Origin of the sequence: Fulvivirga sp. (assembly GCF_040218215.1) — a bacterium.
In the GTDB taxonomy this organism is placed as follows: domain Bacteria; phylum Bacteroidota; class Bacteroidia; order Cytophagales; family Cyclobacteriaceae; genus Fulvivirga.
Window position 1 is genome coordinate 139,976 of record NZ_JAVJQL010000008.1, and the last position, 12,709, is coordinate 152,684.

10 protein-coding genes are annotated in these 12,709 nt (G+C 39.0%); 1 reads left to right on the top strand and 9 read right to left on the bottom strand.

Annotated features, from left to right (window positions below):
• Position 1: 1 nt before the first annotated feature.
• The 5 genes from alr to RIB54_RS02835 all read right to left on the bottom strand — a co-directional run bounded on the left by alr (position 2) and on the right by RIB54_RS02835 (position 4,796).
• The gene (alr, locus tag RIB54_RS02815; RefSeq protein WP_350099180.1) at positions 2-1,159 is read right to left on the bottom strand and encodes an alanine racemase; all 1,158 of its coding nucleotides are present in this window, start codon (positions 1,157-1,159) and stop codon (positions 2-4) included.
• Positions 1,156-2,304, bottom strand: a complete 1,149-nt coding sequence (locus RIB54_RS02820; RefSeq protein WP_350099181.1) for an amidohydrolase — start codon at positions 2,302-2,304, stop codon at positions 1,156-1,158. Before RIB54_RS02820 ends, alr begins: the two co-directional genes overlap by 4 nt.
• A gap of 3 nt (positions 2,305-2,307) precedes the next feature.
• The gene (locus RIB54_RS02825) at positions 2,308-2,706 is read right to left on the bottom strand and encodes a GNAT family N-acetyltransferase (RefSeq protein ID WP_350099252.1); all 399 of its coding nucleotides are present in this window, start codon (positions 2,704-2,706) and stop codon (positions 2,308-2,310) included.
• Positions 2,707-2,769: 63 nt separating this feature from the next.
• Complete coding sequence (locus tag RIB54_RS02830) at positions 2,770-4,203, bottom strand: sodium:solute symporter family protein (protein ID WP_350099182.1); 1,434 nt, start codon at positions 4,201-4,203, stop codon at positions 2,770-2,772.
• A 113-nt stretch (positions 4,204-4,316) separates the two neighbouring features.
• Positions 4,317-4,796, bottom strand: a complete 480-nt coding sequence (locus tag RIB54_RS02835; RefSeq protein ID WP_350099183.1) for a MarR family winged helix-turn-helix transcriptional regulator — start codon at positions 4,794-4,796, stop codon at positions 4,317-4,319.
• An 82-nt stretch (positions 4,797-4,878) separates the two neighbouring features.
• Here RIB54_RS02835 and RIB54_RS02840 point away from each other — a divergent pair, with 82 nt between their 5' ends.
• Positions 4,879-5,535, top strand: coding sequence for a DUF4159 domain-containing protein (locus RIB54_RS02840; RefSeq protein ID WP_350099184.1), 657 nt, complete (start codon positions 4,879-4,881; stop codon positions 5,533-5,535).
• 87 nt (positions 5,536-5,622) lie between these two features.
• Here RIB54_RS02840 and RIB54_RS02845 read toward each other — a convergent pair whose 3' ends face one another.
• From RIB54_RS02845 to RIB54_RS02860, 4 genes are all read right to left on the bottom strand, one after another.
• The gene (locus RIB54_RS02845) at positions 5,623-5,934 is read right to left on the bottom strand and encodes a hypothetical protein (protein ID WP_350099185.1); all 312 of its coding nucleotides are present in this window, start codon (positions 5,932-5,934) and stop codon (positions 5,623-5,625) included.
• A 271-nt stretch (positions 5,935-6,205) separates the two neighbouring features.
• Positions 6,206-7,009, bottom strand: coding sequence for a hypothetical protein (locus RIB54_RS02850; RefSeq protein ID WP_350099186.1), 804 nt, complete (start codon positions 7,007-7,009; stop codon positions 6,206-6,208).
• 222 nt (positions 7,010-7,231) lie between these two features.
• The gene (locus RIB54_RS02855; RefSeq protein ID WP_350099188.1) at positions 7,232-11,857 is read right to left on the bottom strand and encodes a BspA family leucine-rich repeat surface protein; all 4,626 of its coding nucleotides are present in this window, start codon (positions 11,855-11,857) and stop codon (positions 7,232-7,234) included.
• Positions 11,858-12,166: 309 nt separating this feature from the next.
• The gene (locus RIB54_RS02860) at positions 12,167-12,631 is read right to left on the bottom strand and encodes a hypothetical protein (RefSeq protein WP_350099189.1); all 465 of its coding nucleotides are present in this window, start codon (positions 12,629-12,631) and stop codon (positions 12,167-12,169) included.
• Between the last annotated feature and the right edge of the window lie 78 nt (positions 12,632-12,709).

Genomic DNA, 12,709 nt, shown 5'->3' on the forward strand with positions numbered 1-12,709 from the left:
TTTACTTTGTTATAATTCTTGGAATCCGGTACGGTAATCGTGTCAATAATTCATAGTTTAGCTGATTACTCAGTTCACCAAAGGAAGCAACAGAGATCTCAATCCCATTGTCTCCACCGATAAGAATAACCTCATCTCCTTTTGAAACGTCAACTTCTGTAACATCGAGCATCATCATGTTCATGTTAACAAGGCCAATAACCCCTACCCGGGTATTATTTATCAACGCCCTGCCCTGATTACTTAACACGCGGCTATAACCATGGGAATAGCCCACTGGCACTGTAGCAACCCGCATATCCTGATGTGCTAAATAACTATTGCCATATCCTATGAATTCACCTCTTGAAATATTTTTAGTACTCATTACAGCACTCTTCCATTTAATAACCCTTTTCAAAGGGTCTTGTTTGTTTTCAGCATTCCGTTTGCCCAGAAAATGGATAAAAGTCTCGGGGCCTGGCCAAAATCCATATTGCAAGATACCTATTCTCACCATATCCATTCTTGTCTTAGGGTAAGTCATGGCTGCTGCAGAACATGCGGTATGCTTCCTTTTAGGGATAATTCCCTTTTTGTTAAGCCATTTTACTGTTTGATTAAAAATACTCAACTGCTTCTTTATCCGCACATGATTGGCTATACTCTCGGCACCGGCCAAATGAGTGCAAATACCTTCCAAAGACAGGTGCTCTACATTATTAATAATTACTTTAGCTAATTCGGGAAGACTGTCCTTGTCAAAGCCTGTTCTGTTAAGCCCTGTCTCTACTTCGATATGAACTTTAGCTTTAATACCCAATGACTTTGCAGCCTCAACTGCCTCAATCAGCCTGTCAAATTCAAAAACAAAAAACTCAATCCCATTTTCGATAGCCCAGGTAAGGTCTTCATTAGCAATATCACCCATTATCATGATATCACTTTTTTCTTGGCTCACCTCTTTCACCTGATGTGCCTCATCTGCACAAAAAACAGAAAAGTGACGAATACCACACTGCTCTGCCATCGGCACAAACTGCGCTATTCCATGACCATAAGCATTACCTTTGACCACTGACGAAAGCATAACCTCATCACCAAGTTGCTGCCTAATAAAGTCTAAATTATTGGCTAATGAAGATTGGCTGAGGTATATTTTTGAAGGACTACTAGTCAATTGTTTAGTATTTGATTAATAATAGAATAAAACATTTTAACACCTGTAGGTATTACCTCATCAGGAAAATCATAATCAGGATTGTGAAGGTCAGGCTGGTTTTCACCAATTCCTAAACCAAACATTGCCCCTTTATATTTTTGAGTAAACAACCCAAAATCTTCACTCCATCTAAAAGGGTCATCCATCATAACATATTCAAAATTATGATATTTGACGGCCTCTTTTATATATTCAACACAACTTGCCTCATTAATGGTTGCAGAAAAAACTTCAGTTTCTGAATGATTAATAACAAGCTTCAATTCTTCCGCTTCATTACTGGCAACATCCAAGGCCCGCTGCGTCATCAATTGCAAATCTTCATCATCGTAAGTCCTAAGTGTTGCCATAACATGAGCCTTACCGGGAGACACACCAAAAGCTCGCTCTCCTAGCTGAGCATGTACAACCGTTGTTATCCCAAAAGTTTTCAGTGGCAGATTATCATTATTGATACTACTCCATTGGTTGACTATTCCTGTAAGCGCTTTAGCTGGAGAAATACCATTTTGAGGTTCTGCAGCATGCGATGTCTTCCCTTCAAGGTTAACAATTAATCCTTTGGATGCAGCTGCAAAAACATCCTCTTTAATTAAAATTTGATTGGTCTTATAGCCTGGCAAGTTATGAAGGGCAAAAATATAGTCTGGTTGAAAGTCTTCGAATTTAGGGTCGTCTAATATGCGCTGAGCACCCTCACCTGTTTCTTCTGCTGGTTGAAACAGCAAAATGACTCTTCCTTTAGCAGGTTTGTTTTTATTAAGAAGATCAGCAAGACCTGCAACCATAGCCATATGACCATCGTGCCCGCACTTGTGACTTACACCATTAATTGATGATTTATAAGAAAGGTCATTGTTTATTTCCTGAATGGGTAAAGCATCCAGCTCACAACGAACCATAACTGTTGTGCCTGGCTGACTGCCATTATAAATAGCAAGCACACCATCACCTCCCAAACCGTCCACAATTTGGTCAGGATGATAAACCTTTAAAAAATTGATGATAGCAGCTGCAGTTTTTGTTTCCTGACCTGATAATTCAGGATGTTGATGCAGCTGATGCCTCAGTGCCACCAAAGGTTCGATATCTATTGTCTCCAATGTCTACTTTTTAAGACGCATTTCCAGGTACTTGTTAGTAAACCCGAGCTTTTCATAAAGCAACTTAGCAGGATTATTAGGCTCAACATGTAATGCAATGTCGCCATCCGCATGTTCAATAGCTTTAAGCATAAGTGATTTACCAATGCCCTGCCCTCTGTAACCGCTGTGCATGGCAATATATACAAGAATGTTTTCAGGGATAAAGCCTTTCATGCCTGTTCTGTTCACAATTACAGCACCAACGATTTTACCACTGTCTCTGGCTGTAACAATAAACCCACCTGGAGTAACACCTGAGTTCAATGCATAATCAATGCATTTAGCAATATCAGCTTTCTCATCACCATACTCATCTAAATGAACTTCAAGAAACGAGGCTATCTCATCTCTTTCTATCATCCCGACAGTTTGAGCAGGTTTAAGAATAGTATATTCGATTTTAGTTTTTATATCGTTCATAGTTTATTTATTAAAAGATACGAATCTATTTACAATTATGTAAGTGATAAGCGAACCAAGTATGCCGTAGATGTTGGCGTCTAGCCCAAATGGCAAGGTCGCTCCACTTAAAATTAAGATTAAAGTTGTGCTTCCGCCAACAAGCATGGAAGCAAAGGCAGCATTGCCATTTCTGCCATTCCAAAACAGAGCGGCAATTATGGGAATAAACAGGCCTGAAACCATAAAAGCATAGGAGTACAACATCAATTCAAGCACATCGGTCATGAATAACGCCAAGACCAATGCTAAAACTCCAATAATTAAAGTAAGCCACTGGCTAGACCGTAGCACTTTACTATCCGATTGATTGATATGCAGCCATTTGCCAAAAACATCTGTGAGCAGGTTACCAGAAGCCGCCATAAGGCAGCTATCTGCCGTAGACATTATTGCGGAAAAATAAGCAGACATCATCAAGCCCATTAATCCAACAGGCAATATTGATCTTAAGAGTAGTGGTAGGCCTAGTTCAGCATCTAAAGTTGAGACATCACCATAGCCAAGACTTGCAAACATACCTTGCTCTGCTGCTACACGGGAAAAAAGACCAAGCATCACTCCCATGAGCGCCATAATGGGCCACTCAAACAAGCCAGCTATAAACCAGGCTTTCTTTGCCTGTTTCTCATCCCTGCAAGAATAAATGCGCTGGTATAATGTCATACCAACAAACCAGATCGGGATAATGGTAATACCCCAATTGACAAATGTTTGCCAACCAATATTGTTAAAAGCCAAAAACTCACTTCCTAATGTCTCCCTGATGGCATCCAAGCCTCCAATGGCCATGTAACCCATAGGAATTCCTATAAAGATAAGCCCGCTCATAAGGATGATCCACTGAATAGTGTCAGTGTAGATGACTGCTTTCATACCTCCCATAACGGTATATACAATGGCTATTACGCCCATTATTATCAAAGCACTGTTGATGTCAAGGTTTACAAAGGAAGCAGAGGCTAACTTGGCACCAGCCAATATTTGAGAGCTTGTAAAACCTACATAGCCTATGGCTGATATAATACCAGCAAGTAGTGCCACTTTTTTATCATAAAAATGGCCAAACACCTGAGGAAACGTGAGCAGATTGATTTCCTTAGATAGCTTACTGATGGTTGGAATTAAAAATACCGCAGCTAACCAAGCACCTATCAAACCAGTAAAGAGCATCCATGATCCTGATATCCCCATCGTAAATCCTAAACCACCAAGACCGATGGAAAATCCACCACCTACATCAGTAGCCACAACGGAGAGCCCAACATGCCAGGAGCCCATGCTTCGACCTCCAACATAATAATCATCTGTACTTTTATTTTTTTTAAGAAAGTAGAACCCCACTCCCAACATCACCAGCATGTAAATGACAAAGATTGTCAAATCAATAATATGCATTCACTAATTAGTTTCTATAGAACATAATTTGGTGCAAAGGTAGCAACATGAGGTTAATTAATCCATTTATACTGGATCAATATGGAATAAACACAAATTAGTTTGTGTAGAAATTAAATATCAGAATTGATTTCTTCTACCGTGATCAATGGTGAGGCGTCAACATCTTTAATGCCCATAAATTCGATAAGTAATTCGAAGGCCGCTTCAAGTTCTTTGACTTTTTCAGGAGAGGTCTTTTCCAATTTTACAGTTAGCTGCTCATGCATTAACTGCGGAGTTTCACTTAATAGTTTTTGGCCAAAGGCAGTTAAAGTAATGTAGCTGATTCTACGATCCTGTGGATCTGGAATTCTAGCAATCCAGTTGTGTTTCTCCATTCTTGAGATAATACCACTAATTGTACTCGAGTTAAGATTTAAATAACTTGAAACCTGCTTATGAGTAGCTTTAAACTCGGGCTGGGTATTTAAATAACTCAATGTAAGCAACTGTGGAATGCTGATACCATATTCCTTTTGGATGCGTTTTGACTCTAAATTAACAGAGCGTAAAATCTTGCGTATGTTTATTAATATGCTTGTTGAATCCAAAAGATGAATGTTTAGTTCAAAATAAGAACATTCTTACCAGTAATTAAAGTAACAATTTGGTCAATTTATGTTTATTTGAAGTATGAGAAAGTCAATTTTCCTTTTGCTAATCATAATATCTGCCTCAGTACAAGGTCAGGTAAGGCTGAAATTGGCAAAGCTAAAATATGATGGTGGTGGCGATTGGTATGCAAATAAAACCGCTCTGCCCAACCTGGCAAAATTTTGCAATCAGCAGCTTAACACCAACTTTGATGAGGATGACGAAGAGGTTGATATAAGCAGTCCCGAGCTATTTCTTTATCCTTATATTTACATGACGGGTCATGGTAATGTGGTCTTCTCCCCTAGTCAGGCTGAGAATTTAAGAACCTATCTTGAAGCAGGAGGCTTTCTCCATATTGATGATAACTATGGACTAGATCAGTTTATAAGATTGGAAATGAAAAAAGTGTTCCCCGAATTAGAGTTTATAGAACTACCGTATGATCATCCCATATATCATCAAAAGTTTGATTTTGAAGGTGGGATGCCCAAGATTCACGAGCATGATGGAAAACCTGCGCAAGGCTTTGGAATTATCTATGAAGGCCGCTTGGTTTGCTTTTACAGCTACGAGAGCGATTTGGGTAATGGCTGGGAAGACCCTTCAATTCATAATGATCCAGAATCAAAACGCTTGGAAGCACTAAAAATGGGAGCTAATATTATTTCCTATGCCTTTACTCAGTATCAGTAAAGTCCCCTGAACAAACTCAAATTAAAAAAGCCCCCTCACAAAAATGCAAGAGGGCAGCTAACTTGAATTATAAAACTATTCACATTTTTAATTATCAAACATACGATTGGTATTGTTTCTTTCAGGGCGCCTGTTTTTTGCGCGTGCTCCCGTTAGCTTTCTTTTTGCTGAGAACTCAATTGGTGTTAAATCAACCTTAGATTCACAAGGCTTTTCATTCTTAGCTTCTGATCTTGTGGTTTGCTTGCGCTTCTCCACCATCATAGTTTTCCCATAGTTAGTACTCTCCCATGGTTTATAATTTTTAGCCTCAAGGCCTTGAAGCTGATTTTGCTGCACCATTATTTGTAGTGAAAACAATACTCCAAACGCTATTGATACATAAATACTCTTTTCCATAATACTTTGACTTACTACACTTTGTTTTAATTATGATACAAAGCTAGGTACTCCATCCCCTGAAGGGTTAGCACAAATCCGGTGAATACTTTAAGATTCCCGACATGGTTTTGAGAGAAAAACGACACAATGCAATAATTCCGACAAACTGCCCTCTGAGCAACCATTTGAAGTATAACAATTGATAAATATTAAACTTTAAATAAATAGTCATAAAAAAGCAGCACAGAAAAGATCTGTGCTGCTTCATCATTATTGCTATTTAGTCAGCTTAAAGCGCTGGTGAGATAACGTAAAAAGTCTCACTATGTCCTGTTACATTTCCTCTGATTTCCTCGTCCTGAACAAAGTAATATAACGGCTTGCCTCCATAAGTCATTTGAGAACCTAAATCATCTGTTCTGTCAATAGAACTAAAAGCAGTTTCGTTTAATACTGATGGAACAACCACATTGTCTTGTCCTGGAAATATTGGCCAGGCATTAGCACAACCACCAGAACAGTTGCTTACACCATCTTCGTCATTGGCAAAACCATATAATGTTAAACCACGGTCATCTACCAAATAGAACACAGCATCTTCACCTTCAGTTATAACTTGTTTAGCCAACATGACAGTATAATCAGTTTTGGCAACGAAAAATGAATTACCTAGTCCTTCTCCTGAAGTTGAACCCGCAGCCTCTAACTGACCGTCACCTTCTGGTGAAAAGTAATATAAAGGCCATCCTTTATAAGCAATTTGTTTCTGGCCATCAGCTCTGGTTATTGTAGTAAAACCAGCGGCATTTAAATCTGATGCGATTACAAGGTCTGCTGCATCACCTAACATTGGAGGCCACTTATCTGCACAACCTCCATTACAGTTACTTTCTCCATTAACATCACCACCAAAAAAGTATAATGTCTGGTTATTTTGATTTACAAGAATGCTTCCTAAATCACTAGTGCTTGCCAATTGAACACTTAATGTGTCATTGATACTAACATCATCATCGTCACTACAAGACGCAAATAAACCCATTGCAAAAATAGCGAGTGCTAATGTTCTTAAATGTTTAAAATGGTTGTTCATTACTTAAAATTTTGGTTTGTTTTTTTTGTTATTATTTTAATAATTAATTGATCCAAAGGTATGAGGCAAAAAAGCTTAGTTACTAACACAAATCCGGTGAATGCATTAACTTTTCCGACAGGGTTTTAATAGAAATCCGACATGCTAATACATTTCCGACATACCACATGTCATAAAAAAAGGTGGCCTAATGAGGCCACCCTTGTCCAGGCTTTAACATTATCAATGTGCTTTTAAAATCTTTTGGTGGGTGATTTTCTCTCCTGATTTTAACACGAGAAGATAAAACCCTGAAGGGATGTTACTGAGGTCAAATTCAAACTCAAGACCTTGTTTCACATTAAGCACCGTCTGCCCCTTGAGATCGGTCATATATGCGCTAACCTCTATTAATGACTGCACATGCAGCATATCTTGGACAGGATTAGGATAAATTCTCCAAGTGAATTCACCTTGTTCAACTCCTAGTACGGTCTCTGAGATACCTGTAATCGCCCAATCTTGAGTAGTAACACCATCACCAGCGGTTATGGTAACAACTGCTGAGTTGGTCAAATTAAAATTGGTACCACTTGCGGGATCACTACTAGCTCCTTCTGATAAAGTAAACTCCAAAGGCACAGAAGACAAATTGGTGTTAGGAGCAAATACAATATCTACTGTATGTGCTTCATTATCAATGACAATTTCATCTGTCGGCACATTAACAATCACAGATAGGATATCCGTGGCAGTGTTTGGTGCTATTCTTCCTGAAATAATCCACTCCTGAGATGTCACACCATCTTGAGCTGTAACGGTAATTACTAGCGGGTTTGTAAAATTGAAAGTGCGCGCTTCTCCAATAGTACTTGTAGCTCCTTCAGAGTAGGTGAACAGCACAGGTATAGCCGTAATATCTGTACCAAAACTAAATTGCATATTTACAGTATGTGCTTCAAAATCAATTATGACTTCTTCGGTGTCTACCTCTAGGGTTACAGTTTCAATATCTGTAGCAGTGTTAGGTGCTATTGTTCCGGAAACAGTCCACTCCTGAGATGTTGCACCATCCTGCGCTATAACGGTAATTACTAGCGGATTTGTAAAGTCGAAAGTGCCTGTTTCTCCAATAGTACTTGTTGCTCCTTCAGAGTAAGTGAATATCACAGGAATAGCTGTAATATCAGCTCCAAAGCTGAATCTTATATTCACTGTATGTGAGTCAGCATCAATTAAGATTTCTTCGGTGCCTATGGCTGTAGTTACAGTTACAGATTCAATGTCAGTAGCAATGTTGGGTGCCTCGGTCACTGATATCTCCCAATCTTGAATTGTCACATTGTCTTCGGCTGTTATAGTATAAATTACTGATGATGAAAAATCTATAATCGCTCCACTTTCTATGCTGGCAGCAGCACCAGCCGAGATAGTATAATTTGCAAGCAAAGCACTTAAGTCGGTTTCAAATGGCATGATTAAAGCCACTGTATGATTATCTGTATCAATGATAGCTTCACCAACCTGACCTTCAATAGAGAAAGCCAAGATGTCTGTTTCTGGCGAGCAAAAACTACCTGCATCATTAATCACCCAACTGTGATCATCAATTAATGATTGTCTTGCTTCTGATCCATTACAAAATGTGATGCCCTCTGCACCTAAAGTAACATTATCTTTTACTTCCTGTGCCGCCCAGCCAATTAAGGTCTTGTCATAATTTTGAGGTGACAGACCAGAGTTATTAAACATTTGAACCATGGTTGTTACACTAGTGATATTCCAGCCACCTAGATCTTGATTAAACAGTGTGGCCCCTCTAAACATTTCTCTCATATTAGTGACAAGGCCCACATTCCACACCTGTACTTCTCTATTAAATGAAGTAGCGTTCTGAAACATCCCGAACATATCCGTCACCTGATTTACTTCCCAGGAGCTAATGTCTTGATTAAAAGCATGTGCATCTCGGAATGTGTTTTGCATTTTAGTTACACTACTTACATCCCAGTCGCTTATATCACCATTAAATGTTTGAGCATTAAAGAACAACCCAGCCATGTTACTTACCTGACTCAGGTCCGGCACATCTGTTGCACTGAAGCGCTCACCAGTCCAATTTCTAAAGGAATTCCTCATCGATTTCCATTGAATATCACCCCATTGCAAGACATCCACTAGCTGGTCTCCCGGATACCCTGCAAAGTGTGGAAATTCACCCGTTATCTCAACACGATATTCCCCTGCTTCAAAAGGAAATTCTGCTTGAAACGTAGTGCCATTACCAGTGCTAATGACTGTATTATTAGCATCTACGATAATAAATTCAAAATCATAATCAAAACCTTCGTCACTTCCATCAATTACCAATCCTTCGTCACCTTCTACTACCCATGTGGTTATAAATCGAGGGCCGGTAAATTCAAAAGTCCAGTCTTGTGAAGTGACACCATCTTCAGCAGTAACTGTATACACCACATTATTGAGATCTACAGGTGTACCGCTCTCAGGTGAAATTGTGGCTCCTGGAGATAATTTGATGGTCGATGCTATTGCACTCACATTAGTACCCTCGGGAACGGCTAGGCTAATTATACCTTCTGAAGCTTTGATAATTCCTAAGCCATTTTCCAGATTAGAGTGAAAAAAGACAATGTTTGTTTCTGATGAACAAAAATTACCATCATCATTAAAAGTCCAGTTATGGTCATCAATTAAAGATTGTCTGGCTTCTGCCGCTTTACAAAAGGTTATGCCTTGTGCGCCTAATGTTACACCATCTTGAACCTCCTTTTCAGACCAGCCAATAAGAGTTTTATCATAGTTTTGAGGTGAAAGTCCAGATGCTTCGAACATAAATGCCATATTGACAACACCCGTAACATTCCAGTTACTCAGGTCTTGATCGAAACCCTTAGCATCAAAAAACATCCTTCCCATATTCTGAACGGTTTGAACATTCCATTGAGAGATGTTTTGGTTAAAGGCTTGAGTAAAAGCAAACATATCCCTCATTTCAACAACTTTTACTGGTTGCCAGTCACTAATATCCTGATTGAAGTTCTCAGCTCCTGAAAACATCAAAAACATAGTAGTAGCCTCATTTACTTCCCAGTTGGTAACGTTACCATTAAAAGCTGTAGCATCTCTAAAGACTCTTTCAAAATCAAATACTTTACTTACATCCCAGTTATCTAAGTCCTGATTAAAAGATGATGCTCCACTAAACAAATTTCGCATCATTGTAACATTGCTTACATCCCAATGATTTAGCGGTGAGTTGAAATTGGATGCGCCAAAAAACATGTTACGCATATTGGTAACACCACTTAGGTCAGGTGCATCAGTAGCACTAAATCCTTCTCCCAGCCAATCCTCAAAACTACTTTCCATATTCCCCCATACAATATCGCCCCATTGGTTTACATCCAGCAGTGACTCTTTAGTGTAATTAACAAAATGACCAAAGTGACCAAGTATCTCCAGCTGGTAGATACCAGCTTCTGGGAATGTAGTACTAAAATCTCCTGCACCACCCGTATGTAACCCTTCTTCAACGACTTTATCTTCCTCTATCCAGCGGTATTGAAAATCAAATGCAGTGCTTGGGGTAGGAATAGAGATAGTTTCATCATCACTGGTCACCTCCCATGTCGTAACAAAAGGTCTGTTCAGCACTTCAACAATCCATTCTTGTTCTGTGCCGTCAAACGCTGTAACCGTATAGGTTACTGGAGAACTCAAATCAACTGCTTCACCACTTTCTGGTGAAATGATAGCATTGGCTGAAACTTCAATTTGAGGAGTTATATTAGTAAAATCACCGCCAATAGGTAAATATATCTGCACAAGGTGCTTGCTTGGATCAATAGTAACGTCCCCTATGGTTAGAAAAGGGTTAGGAGAAAATGAGACAATGTCATTTGCCGAGCTGCACTGCTTTCCGGCATCATTAATTTGCCAGCCGAAATCATTAATTAAGGCATTTCTACCTTCCTCACCTAGACAAAACGCTATGGTATTAGCATCAAGTCTTACATTTGCAACTACACCAACATTACTGGCTAGTTCAGCCCAAGCATTCAGGAGTTTGTCATAGTTAGGCCCTGAAAAACTATTTGCACCTTGCAAGAATTTGCTAAAACTAGTAACAGATCTTATATCCCATTGGCTAATGTCACGATTATATGCTTTCGCATCCATAAACATTTCTACCATATTGGTAACACTGTCAACGTCCCATGAGCTCAGGTCTTGATTAAAGGTGTTTGTGGCTCTGAACATCGATATCATATTGGTAGCGCTGCTTACATCCCATGAGCTTATATCCTGATTAAAGTCATGCGCTTGAAAAAACAAAACACCAAAGTTTTTCACGTTGCTTACGTCCCATGAGCTTATGTCGGCATTGAATGCATTAGCTGCTTGGAACATTCTGTTCATGCTTGTTACATTACTGAGGTCAGGAGTATCGGTAGCGCTAAAGTTGGAACCTGGCCAATCTTTAAAACTTTGCTCCATGCTCAGCCAACTAATATCACCCCATTGGTTTACATCCAGCAAAAGCTCCTTGGTATAATTAGCAAAATGTGGAAACTGCCCGTAAATGTGTAATTCAACAGTAGTAGCATCAATACTCTCGAAAACAAATTCTCCATCGGCATTGGTATGTTGACCTGAAAATAAAGTATCAGTTTCTTCAATCACATGAAATTCGAAATCATAAGCTCTGTTAGTCGTGAGGGGTATTATAAATTCGTCCTCTGAAGGCACATTCCATGTTGTAATAAAAGGTCTAAAGCCCTCCTGGCTAAAGCTTGGCTGAAGTATACCTAAACTGAGTACCATCAGGATGAGTGATTTTTTCATAATGTTTTGTCTATCAAGTCTGATGGAGTCCATATTGTAGATTTATTGTATTAAGTCATGTCATAAACTGCAACTGGCGTGCAGGGCAGTTCTGATTTAGCTAATACAAAATTAAAAGGTTGGGGAGCCTTGTCGTTAGTACAAATCCGGTGAATCTGGCAACATTTCCGACATCAGGATGATAAAAAACCGACAGATGCGAATTTTTCCGACATGATAATATGCCATAAACGAAGGTGACCCATCGGATAGCGTATGCATATATTTTTTGAGCGAGTAATTAATTGCTTCTTACGCTACTCTTCTATCTTATATTTTCTCAAACTCAAATACCCAATCTCCTGAAACCGCACTGACTCTTCCATTAGATCCTATATTGTCATTATTAAAATTGAAAGTAACCTGAACATTAGTTTCTGTTATAAATAACAGCGAAAGCACAACGCCATCATTTCGTGTTATGAGAACATTGTCCGTACTGGTTATTTCATCAGGTAAGGTAAATGATCCTGATTCAGCCCAGGGATTGGGCTGTCTTTCTACGGTACTGCTGTTGGTACTAAATAGCAGATCAGAGTCTGTTGTTATTTGAAGTCCTGTAAATGCCTCAGTCAGTCCATTACCGTCTAATTCAGCGTAGGATACGGACCAAGTACCAGATATTTTTTCTATTACTATTTGTAGATTATCAGGAGCTTCTTCCTCATCCTTTTTGCAGCCTGTTAATACCGCAACAATTAGAACAAGTGTAAAAAATGAGCTTATATATTTCATGTCTATTCAGTTTAAAATTGTTTCACAAAAATAATGTTAGAGCGCTGTGACTGGTGTTAACATTTCCGACAAAAACTA

What these genes read in the sequence shown, in the direction of transcription:
- RIB54_RS02830 (WP_350099182.1), bottom strand. Translation starts at nt 4,203, where the DNA reads ATGCATATTATTGATTTGACAATCTTTGTCATTTACATGCTGGTGATG.
- RIB54_RS02850 (WP_350099186.1), bottom strand. Translation starts at nt 7,009, where the DNA reads ATGAACAACCATTTTAAACATTTAAGAACATTAGCACTCGCTATTTTT.
- RIB54_RS02840 (WP_350099184.1), top strand. Translation starts at nt 4,879, where the DNA reads ATGAGAAAGTCAATTTTCCTTTTGCTAATCATAATATCTGCCTCAGTA.
- RIB54_RS02855 (WP_350099188.1), bottom strand. Translation starts at nt 11,857, where the DNA reads ATGAAAAAATCACTCATCCTGATGGTACTCAGTTTAGGTATACTTCAG.
- RIB54_RS02860 (WP_350099189.1), bottom strand. Translation starts at nt 12,631, where the DNA reads ATGAAATATATAAGCTCATTTTTTACACTTGTTCTAATTGTTGCGGTA.
- RIB54_RS02845 (WP_350099185.1), bottom strand. Translation starts at nt 5,934, where the DNA reads ATGGAAAAGAGTATTTATGTATCAATAGCGTTTGGAGTATTGTTTTCA.
- RIB54_RS02825 (WP_350099252.1), bottom strand. Translation starts at nt 2,706, where the DNA reads ATGATAGAAAGAGATGAGATAGCCTCGTTTCTTGAAGTTCATTTAGAT.